Source organism: Corynebacterium neomassiliense (assembly GCF_900626215.1).
GTDB classification, from domain to species: domain Bacteria; phylum Actinomycetota; class Actinomycetes; order Mycobacteriales; family Mycobacteriaceae; genus Corynebacterium; species Corynebacterium neomassiliense.
The window spans coordinates 57398-75007 of record NZ_LR131106.1; the positions used below are offsets into that span (position 1 = coordinate 57398).

The 17610-nt window shown below is 66.2% G+C and carries 14 protein-coding genes, 3 tRNA genes and 1 pseudogene; 10 read left to right on the plus strand and 8 right to left on the minus strand.

The genetic code is table 11. The features are described 5' to 3' along the window. Nucleotides 1–35 precede the first annotated feature (35 nt). Nucleotides 36–2078: a TPM domain-containing protein gene (locus E0E18_RS00275; RefSeq protein ID WP_130839047.1), complete on the minus strand. Its 2043-nt coding sequence runs from the start codon at nt 2076–2078 to the stop codon at nt 36–38. Between the two features lie 50 nt (nt 2079–2128). On the opposite strand from E0E18_RS00275, the gene E0E18_RS00280 reads away from it, so the two are divergent. Together E0E18_RS00280 and E0E18_RS00285 are read left to right on the plus strand one after the other, a co-directional pair. After that, nucleotides 2129–2785 (plus strand): YdcF family protein, encoded by a 657-nt coding sequence (locus E0E18_RS00280; protein WP_066589178.1) that lies wholly within the window; start codon nt 2129–2131, stop codon nt 2783–2785. A gap of 16 nt (nt 2786–2801) precedes the next feature. Continuing rightward, on the plus strand, nt 2802–4085 hold the full coding sequence (locus tag E0E18_RS00285; RefSeq protein WP_130839048.1) for a deoxyguanosinetriphosphate triphosphohydrolase: 1284 nt from the start codon (nt 2802–2804) through the stop codon (nt 4083–4085). On the opposite strand, the gene E0E18_RS00290 is transcribed toward E0E18_RS00285, so the two are convergent. Then, on the minus strand, nt 4082–4588 hold the full coding sequence (locus tag E0E18_RS00290; RefSeq protein ID WP_130839049.1) for a guanyl-specific ribonuclease: 507 nt from the start codon (nt 4586–4588) through the stop codon (nt 4082–4084). The genes E0E18_RS00285 and E0E18_RS00290 overlap by 4 nt on opposite strands. Before the next feature lie 107 nt (nt 4589–4695). On the opposite strand from E0E18_RS00290, the gene dnaG reads away from it, so the two are divergent. Continuing rightward, nucleotides 4696–6666: a DNA primase gene (gene dnaG, locus E0E18_RS00295; RefSeq protein ID WP_202616669.1), complete on the plus strand. Its 1971-nt coding sequence runs from the start codon at nt 4696–4698 to the stop codon at nt 6664–6666. 214 nt (nt 6667–6880) lie between these two features. Here the strand turns inward: dnaG and E0E18_RS14065 are convergent. Next, nucleotides 6881–7132, minus strand: a pseudogene (locus E0E18_RS14065) (hypothetical protein); the annotation flags it as partial. Between the two features lie 169 nt (nt 7133–7301). Between E0E18_RS14065 and E0E18_RS00305 the strand changes: the two are divergent. Genes E0E18_RS00305 through E0E18_RS00315 form a run of 3 tightly spaced genes read left to right on the plus strand, consistent with a single transcriptional unit; the run spans nt 7302 to nt 9497 of the window. Continuing rightward, complete coding sequence (locus tag E0E18_RS00305; protein ID WP_066589166.1) at nt 7302–8420, plus strand: S-(hydroxymethyl)mycothiol dehydrogenase; 1119 nt, start codon at nt 7302–7304, stop codon at nt 8418–8420. Next, on the plus strand, nt 8417–9088 hold the full coding sequence (locus tag E0E18_RS00310) for an MBL fold metallo-hydrolase (protein ID WP_110481567.1): 672 nt from the start codon (nt 8417–8419) through the stop codon (nt 9086–9088). Before E0E18_RS00305 ends, E0E18_RS00310 begins: the two co-directional genes overlap by 4 nt. A gap of 49 nt (nt 9089–9137) precedes the next feature. Continuing rightward, complete coding sequence (locus E0E18_RS00315) at nt 9138–9497, plus strand: metal-sensitive transcriptional regulator (RefSeq protein ID WP_419866032.1); 360 nt, start codon at nt 9138–9140, stop codon at nt 9495–9497. Nucleotides 9498–9499: 2 nt separating this feature from the next. On the opposite strand, the gene E0E18_RS00320 is transcribed toward E0E18_RS00315, so the two are convergent. Together E0E18_RS00320 and E0E18_RS00325 are read right to left on the minus strand one after the other, a co-directional pair. Next, the gene (locus E0E18_RS00320; protein WP_066589159.1) at nt 9500–10381 is read right to left on the minus strand and encodes a pirin family protein; all 882 of its coding nucleotides are present in this window, start codon (nt 10379–10381) and stop codon (nt 9500–9502) included. A 193-nt stretch (nt 10382–10574) separates the two neighbouring features. Further along, a tRNA-Ile gene (locus tag E0E18_RS00325) sits at nt 10575–10648 on the minus strand. Between the two features lie 154 nt (nt 10649–10802). Here E0E18_RS00325 and E0E18_RS00330 point away from each other — a divergent pair. Further along, a tRNA-Asn gene (locus E0E18_RS00330) sits at nt 10803–10874 on the plus strand. Nucleotides 10875–11319: 445 nt separating this feature from the next. After that, on the plus strand, nt 11320–12588 hold the full coding sequence (locus E0E18_RS00335; protein WP_066589156.1) for an alpha-hydroxy acid oxidase: 1269 nt from the start codon (nt 11320–11322) through the stop codon (nt 12586–12588). Between the two features lie 12 nt (nt 12589–12600). Here E0E18_RS00335 and E0E18_RS00340 read toward each other — a convergent pair whose 3' ends face one another. The 3 genes from E0E18_RS00340 to aceE form a co-directional block, all read right to left on the minus strand. Then, nucleotides 12601–13497 (minus strand): serine hydrolase domain-containing protein, encoded by an 897-nt coding sequence (locus tag E0E18_RS00340; protein WP_130839051.1) that lies wholly within the window; start codon nt 13495–13497, stop codon nt 12601–12603. Nucleotides 13498–13524: 27 nt separating this feature from the next. Continuing rightward, on the minus strand, nt 13525–13860 hold the full coding sequence (locus tag E0E18_RS00345) for an acyl carrier protein (protein WP_078057447.1): 336 nt from the start codon (nt 13858–13860) through the stop codon (nt 13525–13527). A gap of 139 nt (nt 13861–13999) precedes the next feature. Beyond that, nucleotides 14000–16783 (minus strand): pyruvate dehydrogenase (acetyl-transferring), homodimeric type, encoded by a 2784-nt coding sequence (aceE, locus tag E0E18_RS00350; protein WP_066589149.1) that lies wholly within the window; start codon nt 16781–16783, stop codon nt 14000–14002. A 227-nt stretch (nt 16784–17010) separates the two neighbouring features. Here aceE and E0E18_RS00355 point away from each other — a divergent pair, with 227 nt between their 5' ends. Both E0E18_RS00355 and E0E18_RS00360 read left to right on the plus strand, forming a co-directional pair. Next, nucleotides 17011–17439 carry a DUF3052 domain-containing protein gene (locus E0E18_RS00355; protein WP_110481563.1) on the plus strand — a complete coding sequence of 143 codons (429 nt, stop codon included), beginning with the start codon at nt 17011–17013 and terminating at the stop codon, nt 17437–17439. 37 nt (nt 17440–17476) lie between these two features. Further along, nucleotides 17477–17549, plus strand: a tRNA-Val gene (locus E0E18_RS00360). Nucleotides 17550–17610: the final 61 nt, after the last annotated feature.

Consider the following 17610-nt stretch of genomic DNA (forward strand, 5'->3'; position numbering starts at 1 on the left):
GACACGCCCTGTGCCGGCCAGCAGTGCGAAGGGCGTCAGAATCCGAAGTCTCCGCCACCTCCGCCGAAGTCTCCGCCACCACCTCCGCCGAAGTCACCGCCTCCTCCGAAGCCGCCGCCGAACCCGCCGTGGCCACTGAAGAGTGAGCCGAGAACCATGCCGGTGACGAGGTTGCCCATTCCGTTGCCACCACCGCCGTAGTTGTCGTGCCGGCGGTTGTAGTCGTCGATGTCCTTCTGGGCGTACTCGGCGGCCTGGGTGGCCACGGAGTTGGCCTGCCGGGCTGCGGCGAAGGCGTCTTTCGGTCTGGTGTCCCGCAGGCGACGGGCATCGGAGAGTGCCTGCCCCGCCGACTGTGCCAGGGAGCGTGCGGTGACCCCGACCATCGCACCCCGGGTGTGGATGGTGTCCTCAACGCTCTGCAGCCTGGCGGTGGCGTCGGCGATGGTCCGGTCGACCATGGCGATGGTGCGCTCATAGGTGTTGCGGGCGCCACGGGCTTCGTCGATCTGGATGTCGAGTTCCCCGTCAGCCTCGAGAAGGGCGGAGTAGGTGCCCAGCGGGTCCCGGGAGCCGTTGGCACGGGCCTCTGCCAGTGCGTTCCTCGCTTTCTCCACGGCCGCCGCCAGGGCAGTCCGGTCGAGGTCGGCGTTGCTGGCGGCGTGGTCGGTGGCTTCGGTGATCTCTCCGTCGACCTCGTCGATGAGGGACTGCAGGTTGGCACGGGCCTCACGGAGCTGGATCTCCGCGTGGGCGACTCCGTCCAGCTGGCTGGACGCCTGATTCAGTGCGAGCCTGGCGGCGCGTGCGGCGTCCACCAGCTCGCCCTGCTGGCCTGCCGGGAGCTTCAGCAGTTCCCTGGCGTGGCTGATGGCCTGCTCGGCGTGGGAGATCTCGACTTCGGCGATGTCCGGGTTGTCGAGGACCGAGGAGAGGAGTGCCGGGTCGACCCGGGTCTTCAGCGATTCCAGTGTGGCCCGGGCTTCGGGGATCCGGGTGCGAAGGTCGACGGTCTCCTGGAAGAGCTTGTCGACGATCTCCGGGGCGTTGATGAGCTTTTCCCGCAGGGTGGCGAAGCGGTCTGCCTGGGCGTTGAGCTTCTCCACGGCCGTGCCGCAGGAGGCGATGATGCTGATGAGGAGGTCCCTCTCCTCCGCCTCGTCGCGCACCAGACCGTTGGCCAGGCGCTGGTGGTCACTGTAGGCCTGGGACAGGGTGCGCTGGGAGGATTCGAGTGCCTTACGCAGTTCCCTCGTCCTTTCAGAGCCGAACTCCGATTCGGCGGTCTCCAGCTCCTGGGCACCCTTGCGGATGGACTCGTCGGTTGACTGGAGCTTCTCGGCGGCGACGGTGCGCAGTGCATGGGTGGGCTGCTGCGCGAGGTCTGACGTCTCGCCTGGGGTGATGGAACGGGTGGCCTCGATCTGGGCCTCCTCGTCCCTGCGCTTCTTGCGTTTGGACCAGACGACGGCTCCACCACCACCGACAGCGAGGACGCCCACACCACCGAGCAGCCACGGGGTCGCCGACCCTCCGCTGTTTTCCCCGGCGACGACCTTGGCTATTGCTTTCCCACCTTCTGCAAATCCCGAGTTGAGGTTCTTGTCGGCAGCCTTCTTCACGTCTTCGGTGACGGAATTCGGTACCCGGGTACCGGGGCGGACCGAGTACTTTTCGGCACCGGTGTCGATGACAATGACAAGGCCGTTGTCGATGCCCGACTGGGACAGGAGTTGATCTGCCAGCGGACCTGTGGTCTCCGGGGCGTTGTCCACGTACACGAGGTACGCCTTGACCCCGGTTTCGGACGGACCCTTGGCGAGCAGGTCGGAAATCTCAGACCTGTCCGAGTCCGAGAGCACACCGGCGTCGTCGATGACCTGGGAGTTCAGGGTGATCTCGGTATCAGTCGCCGTCTGGGCGAGCACCGTGGTCTCCGCGAATGCGGGCGTGGCCACGGCAGTGCCGAGGCCCGCCGCCCCCAGCCCGGTCAGACCGGCGATCGCGAGGGACGCCACGAAGCGTCGTGAACGTCGGTTACCGGACGGGGAGACAGGGGCGGAATTCACAGCGCGCATAGGTACAACAATAACCGGATTCGCGGGAGGCGGTGCGTAGAGTTGTCTCCATGACTGTCCTGAGAACCCTGGGAAGCATGCTGGGGGCCGGCATCCGCGGCCTGCTGTACATGATCACCGGCACCGTGGTGGTGGCGCTGCTCATTGCCGTGGTCACCGCCGGTCACGTGTGGGCGTACGCGAGGCAGGACGACCAGGGGCGGGCGGACACGATTCTCGTGCTCGGTGCGGCGCAGTACAACGGCACCCCGTCAAAGTGGTTCGCTGCCCGCCTGGACCATGCGGCGGACCTCTACGCCTCCGGCGTGGCCCCGAGGATCGTCACGGTCGGCGGGAAGCTCGCCGGTGACGCGTACACGGAGGCACAGGCGGGGGCGTCCTATCTGGAAGGCCGGGGCGTCCCGGCGTCCGACATCTCCGCGGTAGGCGAAGGCAGCGACACCCTGGAGTCGGCGGTCGCCTTCGCTGACACCGCCGAATCGCAGGGATGGGGAAGTACCGTGGTCGTCACCGACCCGGCGCATTCCCTGAGAGCCACAGAAATGGTCCGTGACCAGGGAGTGTCTGCCCATGCCTCGCCGACGCGCACCGGACCGGCTGTCTCAGGCAGGGAGGCCCAGCTCGACAGCATCCTCCACGAGACAGGTGGTCTGCTGTACTACCGGGTCACCAGGAACAGCGGTGGCGACTACACGGTGAACGACTGAGACGGGGCCTGCACCGATGGAGCGTTACGCCTACACCGCCCATGACCTGGAACGGTTCCTGCCGACCCCGCCGAAGCACCTCGGTGTGGCGGGGGCGCTGCCGGACGGCCGGGAGGACTTCGACCGGGACCGGGCACGGGTACTGCACAGCGCGGCACTGCGCCGCCTCGCCGACAAGACACAGGTCGTCGGCCCGGGCGAGGGCGACACGCCGCGTACCAGACTGACCCACTCCCTGGAGGTCGGTCAGATCTCCCGGGGAATCGGTACGGCCCTCGGGCTCGACCCTGACCTGTGTGAGCTGGCGGGACTGACCCACGACATCGGCCACCCCCCGTACGGACACAACGGGGAGGCCGCGCTGAACACTCTCGCGGCCGGCTGCGGGGGCTTCGAGGGCAACGCCCAGACCCTGCGGATACTGGTCCGCCTGGAGCCGAAGGTCCTCGACGCCGGAGGGAGGAGCCGGGGGCTCAACCTGACCCGGGCGAGCCTGGACGCGGCGGCGAAGTACCCGTGGGGTCCGGTTGACGCGGACGGGAGGCACAGACGCAAGTACTCCTGCTATGCCGAGGACGCCGACGTCTTCGACTGGGTGCGCGACGGTGCCCCGGAAGGACGCCGTTCCATGGAGGCCCAGGTGATGGACTGGGCCGACGACGTCGCATACTCCGTCCACGATGTCGAGGACGGGATTCTGTCGGGACGCATCAGTCTCGGGGTCCTGTGGGACCTTGTCGAACTGGCGAATATCGCGGACAAGGGGGCCGCAGCGTTCGGAGGGGATCCGGCCGAACTGCTCGAGGCCGCCGACCGGTTACGGGGAATGGACCTAGTCTCCCGGGCGGCGGACTTCCACGGGGGGCTGCCGGACCTGGTGGCTCTCAAGGCACTGACAAGTGAACTGGTGAGCCGGTACGTCACCGCCGCAGTCACCGCGACCCGCGCTGCCTACCCCGGTACGGCGGGGCTGGGCAGGTACTCGGCTGACCTGGTCCTTCCCCCGCAGGTGGTCGCCGAGGTCACGCTGCTGAAGTCGGTCGCGGTCCTCTACGTGATGGACGAGAGACGGCATCTTGCCAACCAGGACCGGCAGCGGGACCGGATCTACCGGGTGACCTCGTATCTGGCAGCAGGTGCCCCGGGTTCCCTCGACCTGCTCTTCCGCAACTGGTGGCTCGAGGCGGAGGGGACGGCGGGAAAACTGAGGGTCATCATCGACCAGGTGGCGTCTCTGACAGAATCGCGGCTGGAGCGGATCGACCGGGCGGCAAGTGCGGAGAGCGCTGCCTGGGGTTAGGCGGCACCGTCGTCTTCGGCGTCGGGTATCGCACAGAATGTCCCGTAGTGGTCCCCGGTGTAGTACCAGACGTCAGGGTCGGTGCCGGTCCCTCCTCCGACCACGATCCGTCGGGCACCCCGGTGGCCGACCCCGGGGGTGTCCACGGTGTACTCGCGGTAGAAGCTCCCGTCCTCCCGGGGGAGTGTGCCCTCGTAGTTTCCGAAGTGCTTGCCGTCGTCGGCCCCGTGCTCGAAGGGACCTCCGTCGAGGATCGCGTCGATGACCTCGTCGGCCTGCTCCGGGAGGGTGTCCACGGGACAGCTGCCGCCACCGGATCCCGTCTGCGGAGTGGCAGGGGCTGCTCCGGCTGCCCGTGCGGTGGTGGACGCGGTTCCGGCTGCACCGGTCGTGTCGGTGCTGCCGTCTCCGCCGGCCACGGTGTCCACGCCGAGGAAGACCGCGGCAGCCGCCACGACGACCCCTGCGACGGTGCCGAGAGTTTTCCTGGAGTTTCCTGACATTCCGGTTCCCACGGTGGACAAGTGAACCACACCCGTGCGACCGGTGTGAATCCGCCGCGGTGCCGGGCCGGCCTCGCGCCGGGCGTGGGTGACATACCATGGTCGCCATGGCACGAGGACGTATTCCGGACACCGACATCGCCGCGATCAGGGAACAGACCCCGATCGAGGACGTCGTCGGAGAATATGTTCAGCTCACTCCCGGCGGAGTCGATTCGCTGAAAGGCCTGAGCCCGTTCAAGGACGAGAAGACCCCGTCCTTCCATGTCCGTCCGAACAAGGGGTACTTCCACTGTTTCGCGACAGGTGAGGGCGGTGACGTCTTCAGCTTCCTGATGAAGATGGAGCATGTGACCTTCCCCGAGGCGGTGGAACAGTGCGCTGAGCGCATCGGCTACCAGATCAACTACGAGGGCGGGGGTCCGGTGAACCGTGTGGAGCCGGGGACCCGCCAACGTCTCATCGCGGCCAACCGTGCCGCTCAGGAGTTCTACCGTGCACAGTTCACTGACACGGACAACCGTGACCCGGGCGCGGAGAAGGCAAGGGCGCTGCTGCGTGACCGTGGTTTCAGTGACGACCTTGTCGCCGACTTCGGCTGCGGTTACGCCCCTGACGGGTGGGACACGCTGACCAGGTACCTGCTGCGGCGAGGTTTCAGTTTCAGGGAACTGGAGGACGCCGGACTGAGCAGAATGGGCAACAGGGGTCCGATCGACCGTTTCCACCGTCGTCTGCTGTGGCCGATCCGCAACTCTGCCGGGGATGTCATCGGTTTCGGGGCCCGCAAGCTCTTCGAGGACGACAAGCTCGGCAAGTACATGAACACCCCGGAGACTCTGCTGTACAAGAAGTCGAAGGTCCTGTTCGGTCTCGACCGGGCGAAGAAGTCGATCAGCTCCGACCACCAGGCCGTGGTGGTGGAGGGGTACACGGACGTGATGGCCCTCCACGCCGCCGGGGTGACCACTGCCGTCGCCGCCTGCGGCACCGCCTTCGGTGAGGAACACCTGCAGATGCTGCGGCGGTTCATGCTCGACGACCAGTTCTTCCGCGGGGAGATCATCTACACCTTCGACGGGGATGAGGCGGGCCAGAAGGCCGCGATGCGTGCCTTCGACGGTGACCAGAAGTTCACCGGGCGCAGTTACGTGGCCGTGGCCCCGGACGGGATGGATCCCTGCGACCTGAGGATGGAGAGGGGGGACGCCGCGGTGCGCGAGATGGTGGCGTCCCGCATCCCGATGTTCGAGTTCGTGATCCGCACCATCATCCGCGGGTACGACACCCACTATGTCGACGGGCGGGTGGACGCCCTGAGGCGGGTCGTTCCGCTGCTCGCGGGGATCCGGGATGACGCGCTGCGGGACGAGTACGCCCGTCAGGCGTCCGGCTGGCTGTCCTGGCCGGATCCCTCGGAGGTTGTCGCGAAAGTGCGTGAGGCTGCGAGGACGGCGGGCGGCAGGGGGGTGTCCGGAACGGAACTCAGGGAGGGGGTGGCCAGGGCGAACCGTCGGGCTGCGGCCGCGCAGTCACAGGCCACGGATGCCCCCGTGTCACTGCTGCAGCGGCCGGACCCCGGTGACGCCTACCTGCGTCCGGTGCGTGAGACCCTCAAGCTCATGCTCCAGGAACCGGGACTGGTGGGTCCTGCCGCAGACGGGCTGCTCGTGGAGAGTTTCGAGCATCCCACGTACATGGCGGTGGCCCGGGCGGTGAGGGACGCGGGGGGAGTGGCGTCCGCCACGGCCGGCGATGCGGGGTGGCTGGACGCCGTGAGTGCGGCGACCCGCGACCCCATGTGCCGTGCGGTGATCAGCGAGCTCGCGGTGGAGGAGCCCCGGTGCACCCCGGACAGGCTCAGGTTCTACGCCCCCGCGGTTGTCGCGAGGATGGAGGAACGGTGGGTCGGCAACGAGATCGCCGAGCTGAAGTCGAGAATGCAGCGCATGCGGCCCGACCTCGGAGGGTCGGAGAAGAAGGAGTACAACGCCACCTTCGCCGACCTGATGGCGCTGGAGAAGTACCGCAGGACCCTGCAGGAGCAGGCGCAGAGCTACGGGGAACTGTCTGACTGACGGCTCGTGGCCGTTTCGTGGCCCGTTTCGTGGACCACGGTGACGGCCGGGTGGCGGCGTCCCCGGCAGGAGTGCCGTCGGCGGGACTACGGCGGGACTACCTGGTGCCGGCGGGGTTTCCGTGACCGTCCTGGTCGGCGACGGGGCGTCCGTGGGAGTCGGTCATGGCCCGTCTCCCCGACCCGACGGGCCGGTCTTCGTCGTGGACGGTGAGATCGTCCTCGAGCAGAACCTCGCCGTTGCCGAGTGTCGAGGAGGTGCGCCCGTTGAGGTCCCTGACCTCCCGCATCCGGGGTTCCGGGTCGAGCCTGTCTGCCAGGGCCTTACGTCCGGCGTGGAGAGCCTTCCGGGTGACCGGGGAGTTGATCACAGCTTCGTAGCCGTTGCGGATCTGCTCGAACCGTCGGCGTCCTGCCCGGGTGCCGAGGACGTAGCCGGCTGCTGCTCCGATGACGAGTTGGATCATGGCGTCCACCCTATCGCAGCGTCGGGGTGCCGGTCGCGGGAACGTCGGTAGGGTGGTGAGGGGAACTGGCGGACGCTTCGAGTGGCGGAGTGTCAGGAACCGCGGTTTACTGTCAGTGAATTCGAGCCCGTCGCAGCAGCGAACACCCCTGTGAAAGGAAACGACCACCGTGAGCACAACCGTCAAAGGCGTCATCGCCCGCGAGAAGAACGCCCCCGTCGAACTGGTCGATGTCGTGGTTCCGGACCCCGGGCCCCATGACGTCATCGTCAGGATCCAGGCCTGCGGGGTCTGCCACACCGACCTCGCCTACCGTGACGGCGGCATCGGAGACAATTTCCCCTACCTTCTGGGACATGAGGCCTCGGGGATCGTCGAGACCGTGGGGGCCGAGGTCTCGCATGTGGCGGTGGGGGATTTCGTCGTCCTCAACTGGCGGGCGGTGTGCGGTGAATGCCGCGCCTGCCGGAAGGGTCAGCCGCAGTACTGCTTCGCCACATTCAACGCGAGCGAGCCGATGACGCTCGCCGACGGTACAGAGCTGGAGGCGGCACTGGGCATCGGCGCATTCATCGAGAAGACCGTGGTACACGAGGGTCAGTGCACCAAGGTCAACCCGGAGGCGGACCCTGCCGCCGCGGGCCTGCTGGGGTGCGGCATCATGGCCGGCCTCGGTGCGGCCGTCAACACCGGTGAGATCAGGCGGGGCGAGAGTGTCGCGGTCATCGGGTGCGGTGGCGTGGGCATGGCCGCCGTCGCGGGAGCGAAGCTGGCCGGGGCCACCACGATCATCGCCATCGACGTCTCCGACGAGAAGCTCGCCCGGGCGCGGGAATTCGGTGCCACACATGTCATCAATTCGGCGTCCCTGCCCCCGGCCCCGGACGCCACGGGTGAGGACCAGCCGGTCGTCAAGGCGGTCCACGAGATACTCGGAGGCATCGGCACCGACGTCGTCGTCGACGCCGTGGGCGTGCCGGCGACCTACCGCCAGGCCTTCTACATCCGGGACCTCGCGGGACGGGTTGTTCTCGTCGGTGTCCCCACGCCGGGGATGGAGCTCAACCTTCCGTTGCCCGACGTGTTCGGGCGGGGAGGGTCGCTGAAGTCCGCCTGGTACGGCGACTGTCTGCCGGAGCGGGACTTCCCGCTCTACACGGACCTGTACCTGCAGGGTCGGTTCCCTCTGGCGGACTTCATCGACGAGCGCATCAGCATCGACGCCGTGGAGGAGGCGTTCGCTACGATGAAGTCGGGCAAGGTCCTCAGGTCGGTGGTGGAACTGTGAGCGGCACCGGAGAATCAACCCGCTCCTCGGGATCCTCGGACACCGGGCTGCGGATCGACCGGGTGGTCACCCACGGGGTGTTCGAGCTCGACGGCGGTCAGTGGGAGGTCGACAACAACATCTGGCTCATCGGTGACGGTGACGACGTGATCATCGTGGACGCCGCCCACGACGCCGACGCGATCGCTGATGCCGTGGGTGACAGGAACGTCCGCGCGGTGATCTGCACCCACGCCCACAACGACCACATCACGGTGGCCCCTGAACTGGCCGAACGTTTCGACACCAGAGTTTTCGTGCACCCCGGTGACCAGATGCTGTGGGACCAGACCCACCCGGGTGTCACCCATGCCGACCTCGGTGACGGGCAGACCTTCGACATCGCCGGGACATCGCTGCGGGTCGTCAACACGCCCGGGCATTCGCCAGGGTCGTGCTGTCTCTATCTGCCGGAGGCGAAGGTGCTCTTCAGTGGAGACACTCTCTTCGCGGGAGGGCCGGGTGCGACAGGGCGTTCCTACAGTGACTTCGGGACGATCATCGATTCGATCCGTGGTTCACTTCTGACCCTGCCCGATGACACTGAGGTGTACACGGGACACGGTGACGCCACCTCCATCGGTTCTGAGGCACCCCACCTCGACGAGTGGATCGCGCGGGGGCACTGAGCAGGTCACCGCTTGTCCGGTATACCCCGGTGGGGTATAGAATCCGGGTATGGGTACCGGTGACATGAATCTCCATATTGCGGCGCAGACGGACGACGGGTGCGGATGCGACTGCTCCAGCGAGCCCGCCGACAACGGGTACACCCCGGAGAAGAAGCGCTACCTCACCCGCCTCAAGCGGATCGAAGGGCAGGTGCGGGGTCTTCACCGCATGGTCGATGAGGATGAGTACTGCATCGACGTCCTCACCCAGATTTCGGCGGTACAGTCCGCGCTCAAAGGGGTGGCACTGGCTCTGCTCGACGACCATATGCAGCACTGCGTCCTACACGCCGCACAGCGGGGAGGCGACGAAGCTGTCGAGAAGCTCGACGAGGTCTCCGCCGCCGTGTCCCGTCTGTTGAAATGAGGTCACCCGGGAGTGAAAGGACTCTCGAGAGCTGATATCTCCATCGACCAGACCAGGATCTCGGCATCCTCCACCGCGGTGACGGTCACGCGGTCCGTGTCCGTCAGCCGGGCGGCATCCCCTTCGGTCAATGTGGCGGAGAGGTCAGGCAGGGCGACCACGCCTGTGGCTGTCAAGACATGGGTGAACCGGGACGCCGGGAGAACCGCCGACTGTCCGGCGGCGAGACGGCCGACGCGGAACACTGCACCGGGGGTGTTGATGTGCAGCGGGGTGACAGTCGGGGAGTCCGTCTCTGCGGGAACTGTGGAGGGCGGAGAATCCTGAAGGTCTGCGACGGCCGGTCCGCTGGCGACCGTGACCAGGCTGACCCTGCTGACCGGGCTGACCCTGCTGACCGGGCGATGTGCGTCCTCCGCCGTGTCCGGGGCGTCCCGGGCGGCGGTGAGTGCCGCGGAAAAGTCGGCGGTGCGGTACGTCGGCGAATGGTCCGGGCGGTCCGTGGGCAGCCACATCTGGACCACCCGCAGTACCTGACGTGAAGTGAAGCCGGCGGCATTCGTCTCCGCATGCGCGATCCCACGTCCTGCGGAGATGGCCTCAGCTTCGCCGGGGCCGAGTTCGGTGACAGTGCCGCGGGAATCGCGGTGCCGGAGGCGTCCTTCGAGCACCCAGGTGACAATTTCGGAGTCCCTGTGCCGGTGCATGTCGAACCCTTCCCCGGGTTCCACGAGATCGTCGTTGTGCACGAGGAGGGCCCCGAATCCCGCCTCGGCCATCAGGCGTGGTGTGGAACCGCCGGTGAACGCGAAGGACTGCCGTGACCTGATGTCATTACCGGGCCAGATGGACCGCTCCGCCGAGCGCACGATGACAGTTGACATGTCAACAATATTAGCGGGGAACGGCCGGGCACACCACGGAAGGAGACGCCGGGACATCGGCCCATGCCTCGCCCGCGGCAGGCTCGCCGACAGGAGGCTTGCCCGCAATTGGTGGCTTGCCCACAGTGGACCCGTCCGGACCGGGATGTCCCGTAACGACGGAAGCGCGTCGCAGAGTGCGACGCGCTTGCTGTGGGGCCAGCGGGGCTCGAACCCGCGACCAACGGATTATGAGTCCGCGGCTCTAACCGACTGAGCTATAGCCCCGCGGAACAGTGTAGCGGGTGGCCCTCCACATGCCGTGCACGCACCCCGGAGGACGGAATATCCGCAGGTAGATTCCCTGATTTGTGGGCCCGCACCGGTTCTGGGTATAGTTCTGTCTCGTTGCAGGGGCCGGCACCGACCTCCTGCGAAGTATTCCCCCTTAGCTCAACGGCAGAGCATTCGACTGTTAATCGAAGGGTTACTGGTTCGAATCCAGTAGGGGGAGCAGAAAGGCCCCCGACCAGCGAGAACGGTCGGAGGTTCAGCTGTGTCCGGGTGTTCACCGTCGGCGTACAGGCGCGCTCTGTTGCTCACATCGAACACCTGTAGTGACCGTTCCACGTATCCTGGGGCGGAACCGCAGACCTCGATCAGGGAGTGACCATGCAGAGAATCATCCGTTACGCGCTCGTGACCGTCGGCAGCTGGGCCGTGACCCGGGTCGTCGACCGGGTCCTTGACCGCAGGGGTACCAGGGGCAGGCGCCGCGGCAGAAAGTGACTCAGGCGGCGGAACCCGAACCCGGGGCCGCCCGGGAACAGCGGGCACGTCCCAGGTGTCCGGCAGGAGGGCGGGTGACAGGTGTCACCCGCCCTCCTCTGCCCTGCATCACCTGTTCAAGGGTAGCGTTGAGCAGGTCAGAAGTATCGTTTCAGCAGGAGTACAGAAACATGGCGTCACAGCGACCCACACCGTCCGCTCTCCGGCGGAGATTCCCTCCGGTCAAGGACCTCAGAGAGCTCATGAAGTTCGAGAAGCCCACCATCGACATCACCGGTCGCAGACTGGCGAAGGCGACCAATGTCTGGGAGCTCCGCAAGATCGCGAAGCGTCGCACCCCCACAGCCCCCTTCGACTACGTCGACGGCGCGGCGGAGAACGAGATCTCCCTCAACCGGGCACGGATGGCCTACCGTGACCTCGAGTTCAACCCCGGGGTGCTGAGGGACGTCAGTGACGCCGATCTGTCGACGGAGATCTTCGGTGACCGCGTGAGCATGCCGCTGGCGATCGCCCCCACCGGTTTCACCCGGATGATGCAGACCGAAGGGGAGTACGCCGGGTCCGCCGCAGCAGCAGACAAGGGAATCCCCTTCTGCCTCTCCACCATGGGAACAGCCTCCCTGGAAGATGTCGCAGCCCACACACCGGACGGCAACAACTGGTTCCAGCTCTACCTCTGGAAGGACCGGGAAGCCTCCAAGGAGCTGGTGCAGAGGGCGTGGGACGCCGGCTACCGCAAGCTCATTGTCACCGTGGACACCGCCATCGCGGGAGCGCGCCTCAGGGACATCCGTAACGGGTTCTCCATCCCGCCCCAGCTGACCTGGAAGACAGTGCTCGACGCGTCCTACCGGCCCGCATGGTGGTTCAACTTCCTGACCACAGAACAGCTCTCCTTCGCCTCCCTGTCCCGCAGCTCCGGGACAGTGGCGGAACTCGTGGACCGTATGTTCGACCCCGCCCTCACCTTCGACGACATCGACTGGATCCGGGAACTCTGGCCCGGCACCCTGATCTGCAAGGGACTGCAGACAGTCGAAGACTCACAGCGGGTGCTCGACCACGGTGCGGACGGAATCATCCTCTCCAACCACGGGGGCAGGCAGCTCGACCGCGCCCCCGTCCCGCTGCACCTGCTGCCCAAGGTGCGTCAGGCTGTCGGAGAAGAGGTCACCATCGGACTCGACACCGGAATCATGGACGGTGCCGACATTGCGGCTGCCGTCGCACTCGGCGCTGACTACACCCTCGTCGGACGTGCCTACGTGTACGGCCTCATGGCCGGAGGGCAGCGCGGGGTCGCCAGGATGCTGGACATCATGGAGGACCAGATGCGCAGGACCATGCGCCTCTGCGGCGTCACGAAGGTCAGTGAACTCACCCCCGACCACGTGACCCTCAAAACCTCGGAAGCCGCCTCCGGCTACTGGATCTGACCACCGTCACGGTCACGCGCCCGGAAAGCCGTCAGTCCCCACGGCGCCCCAGACCCCGGCATTGAAATCAGCCCAGCGTCGCCTGGCCCAGTCGCCGAACGCACGGTCGGTGAGCACGATTCCTGACGTGCCCGTCGCCCGGTGAAACCACAGGAAAGTACCGGACTGGCCGAAATGACCGGCAACGTCCTCCGGCATGGAGGACGCTAGCCAGTGGGGGAACTTGTGGCCGTGCAACTCGAACCCCAGGCCCCACGGACAGGGACGCTGCCGCCCGTAGCCGGGAACCACACCGTCGAGATCCGGGAACTGGGGCGTCAGTGCCTCATCCCACAGGGAGACCGGAAGCAGCACCGGCGACAGGAACTCGCCGGCCAGGCGAATCAGAGCGTCCAGTGACGCGCTGAACCCGTGCCCGGCTGATCCGGCGACAACCAGCTCCGCAGGAGCAATCCCCAGAGGCTCGGCCACCGCCGCCCTCACATAGGTGGGGAAGTCGAGACCGACCTCCGAGACGGCGGCAGTGACCAGGTCCGCGAGAATCTCGAACCCGGCCGAAGAATAGATACGTCTCGCCCGCGGAGCCTTCTCGCGGACACGGTCGGAGAACCCGGTACCCGAAGCATGGGACAGCAACTCCTGGACCGTGGCGTCCGCGGGGCCGGCCACCACCACGCCGGTGGAAGACGAAATGCCGTCGACCGTGTCATCGAGGGAGAAACACCCCTCCGACACCGCCACGAGCACGGTGTAGGCGGTCACGAGCTTGCTCACGCTGGCGAGCGGAAAAAGCCGGTGACCGTCACCGACCGTCACCGGGGACTCCGGACCCGGCAACAGTACAGCGGCACTGACATGGTCGACCGGCCAGTCACGGACCTCTGCGAGAACCTTCTGTGCGGTCGTCACTGCGTGATCTCCCCTACGGGTCCGGTGCTACGCAGCCGTCGACTCGGTGACCGCAGCGTCCGCCAGATCACCGACAGTGCGGGCCGACCAGATCTCGTCCTCGGTCAGTTCCACCCGGAAGTCGTCCTCGATCTTCACGGATATCTCGATGAGTGCGAGAGAGGTCAGGTGGAGATCATCAGTCAGCACAGATCCGGCGGTGATGTCACCGGCCTCCACACCGGAGACATCCTCGATGATCTTCACTATCCGGGACAGGGGAGTGGCCTCTGCCGGTGAGGATGTGGCAGCGTCCTCCCTGACCTCGGTTGCCCCGCCGAGGGCTGCGATGAGCCTCTCCTGTGCCTCACGTGAGATCTCCAAGGGACCACGGACCTTTCTGCCGTACCGGCGGTGAGCTGCAGGTGAAGAACCCGCCGACAGCAGTCGGCGATGTCTGTCGCCGATACTAGCAACGGTGGGCAGGTAACCACATTCTGAGATCGTGACCCGGCTCCCGGGATCAGGCCTTGGTCGGATCGTTGAGTTCGAGGGACGCTGCGGCGTCCTTCACGACGTCCCAGGAGACCTTGTGTTCACGGGCCAGGGCGGAAAGCACCGCGACGGTGATCGACTCGGCGTCAGAGTTGAAGAACCGCCGGGCAGCTTCCCGGGTGTCGGAGAATCCGAAACCGTCGCAGCCGAGGGTGGTGTAGTCACCGGGGACGTAGGGCCGGATCATCTCGGGAAGTGAGCGTGTGAAATCGGTCACAGCGATGAACGGGCCCGGGGCGTCCTCGAGAACCTCGGTCACATAGGGCCTGGGAATGACGCCGTCGGGGTGCCTCAGCTCGTCGAGGTCCAGCTCACGTGCTTCACGGGCCAGCTCGGCCCATGCAGGAACAGAGTAGAGGGCCACGTTGACGTTGAATTTCTCGCGCAGCAGGACCTTCGCACGGATCGCCTCTGTCATACCCACGCCCGAGGCGAGGACCGTCGCCACCAGATCGGTGGCGGGAGCTTCCCCGGCGTCCCCGGTCGCTCCGGCCCCCGTACCGACCAGACGGTCGGCAGGCGAATAGAGGTAGATGCCCCGGAGCAGGCCGTTGACATCCAGATCCTCCGGTGCGGCCGGCTGCTCCACCGGCTCGTTGTACACGGTGAGGTAGTAGATGACGTTCTCGCCCTTGCCGTCAGGACCCGAACCCTCGCCGTACATGCGGCGGATCCCGTCACGGACGATGTACGCGATCTCGTAGCCGAACGCCGGATCCCAGGACACGACGGCCGGGTTCGTCGACGCCAGCACGGGGGAATGGCCGTCCATGTGCTGGAGACCTTCACCGGTGAGAGTGGTCGCGCCTGCGGTCGCCCCGATGAGGAAACCACGGGTCATCTGGTCCGCCGCCGCCCAGATCGAGTCACCCGTGCGCTGGAAACCGAACATCGCGTAGAAGATGTACAGCGGGATCATCGGCTCGCCGTGGGTGGCGTACGAGGTACCCGCCGCAATGAACTCTGCGACAGAACCTGCCTCGTTGATGCCCTCGTGCATGATGTGACCGTCTCTGGCCTCCTTGTAGGAGAGCATGAGGTCAGCGTCCACCGGCGTGTAGTTCTGGCCGTGGGGGTTGTAGATCTTCAAGGTGGGGAACCAGGAGTCCATACCGAAGGTGCGGGCCTCGTCGGGGATGATCGGGACAAGGCGCTTCTCGATCTCCGGGTCCGCCATGAGCTCCTTGAGTGTGCGTACCAGGGCCATGGTGGTGGCTACCTTCTGCTTGCCCGACCCCTTGAGGACCGCGCGCATCAGTTCGGCGTCCGGGATCTTCAGCGGGGTGTAATCGACCCTGCGCTCCGGGACGGGACCGCCGAGCTCCCTGCGCCGCTCCAGCATGTAGCGGATCTCGGGGGAGTCCGGTCCGGGATTGTAGTAGGGCGGCAGCTTCGGGTTCGCCTCGAGCTCCTCGTCTGTGACGGGGATCTCCTGCTTGTCGCGGAAACGCTTGAGATCGTCGAGGGTGAGCTTCTTCATCTGGTGGGTCGCGTTGCGCCCCTCGAAGTTGTGCCCGAGTCCGTACCCCTTGATCGTGTGCGCGAGGATGACGGTCGGCTGGTCCTTCGTCTCCAGGGCCCTCTTGTACGCGGCGTAGATCTTGCGGTAGTCGTGACCGCCGCGGCGCAGGGCGAAGATCTCCTCATCCGTCATGTCCTCGACGAGCTTCGCTGTCTCGGGGTCCCTCTCGAAGAAGTTCTTGCGGACGTAGGCCCCGTCCTTACCCTTGAACGTCTGGTAGTCACCGTCAGTGGTGGTGTTCATGATGTGGACCAGGCGACCGTCCTGGTCCTTGTCCAGCAGACGGTCCCACTCGCGTGCCCAGATGACCTTGATGACGTTCCAGCCGGCCCCCCGGAAGAAACTCTCGAGTTCCTGGATGATCTTGGTGTTGCCGCGGACCGGACCGTCGAGCCGCTGCAGGTTGCAGTTCACGACGAAGGTGAGGTTGTCCAGGTTGTTCAGGGATGCCTGCTGGATGAGGCCGCGGGCCTCCGGCTCATCCATCTCACCGTCACCGAGGAAGGCCCACACGTGCTGCTGTGAGGTGTCCCGGATGCCCCTGTCATGGAGGTACTTGTTGAACCGTGCCTGGTAGATGGCGTCCATCGGGCCCAGACCCATGGAGACGGTGGGGAACTCCCAGAACTCCGGCATGTCCCGGGGATGAGGGTAGGAGGGCATGCCGTGTCCGGGCCTGGACTTCTCCTGGCGGAACCCGTCCATGTCCTCCTCGGACAGGCGCCCTTCGAGGAAGGCGCGGGCGTACATGCCGGGCGAGGCATGGCCCTGGAAGAAGACCTGGTCGCCGCCGCCGGGATGGTCCTTTCCGCGGAAGAAGTGGTTGAAGCCGACCTCGTAGAGAGCTGCCGCGGACGCGTAGGTGGAGATGTGTCCGCCGACACCGATTCCGGGGCGCTGGGCGCGGTGAACCATGATGGCGGCATTCCAACGGATCCAGCGACGGTACCGCTTCTCCATGGCTTCGTCACCGGGGAACTCGGGTTCCATCGTGGTCGGGATGGTGTTGACGTAGTCGGTGGACAGCAGCGGAGGAAGGGAGACCCGGCGGGCGTCCGCCCGCTCGAGCATCCGGAGCATCAGGTAGCGGGCCCTGTCGGGGCCCGCCTCTGACAGGAGTCCGTCGAGGGAGTCCATCCACTCCTGGGTCTCATCCGGGTCGGAGTCCTTGAGGTAGGACGCGACGCCGTCGCGGATATTACTGAAGTTGCTGTCGTGGGCAGGGCTCATGACGTTCCTCCTGGTCTGCGGAATCAGTGTCGTTCCTGAGGCACAGCGGTGGCGGCCGAAGGAACGCGGTCCCCCCGATCCTAGCCCCGTCCGCGGTACTCGGTTCGGGGGAGAAATCACGGGGGTGGCAGGGGAAAGAAACGCCCAGGTCTGGTGCGGTCACGCTCGATCACCTACTATTCAGACCCATAATGCTCGAAAACTTACGAAAGGTCAGGGACAAGCCAGTGGGAGACGCCGCAGGGGCGACGGTGGGCAGTGAGAACGGCTGGGCGGAGCTCATGGATGTGACGGGCGGCCAGATCGTCCAGGAGCTCGGCTGGGACGAGGATGCCGACAACGGGATCAGCGAATCCCTCGAAGACGTCATCGGCAGTCAGCTACTCGACGAAGAGACCGACGAGATGGTCGACGTGGTCCTCCTGTGGTGGCGCGCCGACGACGGCGACCTGGTGGACGGTCTGGTGGACGCCACGAGGAACCTCGGCGAAGCGGGCCGTATCTGGCTTCTGACTCCCGCCGCGGGTACCGCGGGTACCGTGGATCCCGGAGAGATCGCGGAATCTGCGCAGATCGCCGGCCTGGTCCAGACGACCTCCACCCGACTGGGGTCCTGGCAGGGGGCCTGTCTGGTGGCGCGTGGAGTGAAGCGCTAGAGTCTTTCCGGTCGGCAGTAGGCGATGCTGCTGTCTGGCGCACTTAGCTCAGTTGGAAGAGCAGCTGGTTTACACCCAGCAGGTCGGCGGTTCGAACCCGTCAGTGCGCACAGGGGTACACACTTTCGGGGGTAGACAAACGGTGGAATGTCTGTCGTACTGCGACAGGTG

What these genes read in the sequence shown, in the direction of transcription:
- dnaG (WP_202616669.1), top strand. Translation starts at nt 4,696, where the DNA reads ATGGCACGAGGACGTATTCCGGACACCGACATCGCCGCGATCAGGGAA.
- E0E18_RS00290 (WP_130839049.1), bottom strand. Translation starts at nt 4,588, where the DNA reads ATGTCAGGAAACTCCAGGAAAACTCTCGGCACCGTCGCAGGGGTCGTC.
- E0E18_RS00320 (WP_066589159.1), bottom strand. Translation starts at nt 10,381, where the DNA reads ATGTCAACTGTCATCGTGCGCTCGGCGGAGCGGTCCATCTGGCCCGGT.
- E0E18_RS00315 (WP_419866032.1), top strand. Translation starts at nt 9,138, where the DNA reads ATGGGTACCGGTGACATGAATCTCCATATTGCGGCGCAGACGGACGAC.
- aceE (WP_066589149.1), bottom strand. Translation starts at nt 16,783, where the DNA reads ATGAGCCCTGCCCACGACAGCAACTTCAGTAATATCCGCGACGGCGTC.
- E0E18_RS00335 (WP_066589156.1), top strand. Translation starts at nt 11,320, where the DNA reads ATGGCGTCACAGCGACCCACACCGTCCGCTCTCCGGCGGAGATTCCCT.
- E0E18_RS00285 (WP_130839048.1), top strand. Translation starts at nt 2,802, where the DNA reads ATGGAGCGTTACGCCTACACCGCCCATGACCTGGAACGGTTCCTGCCG.
- E0E18_RS00280 (WP_066589178.1), top strand. Translation starts at nt 2,129, where the DNA reads ATGACTGTCCTGAGAACCCTGGGAAGCATGCTGGGGGCCGGCATCCGC.
- E0E18_RS00275 (WP_130839047.1), bottom strand. Translation starts at nt 2,078, where the DNA reads ATGCGCGCTGTGAATTCCGCCCCTGTCTCCCCGTCCGGTAACCGACGT.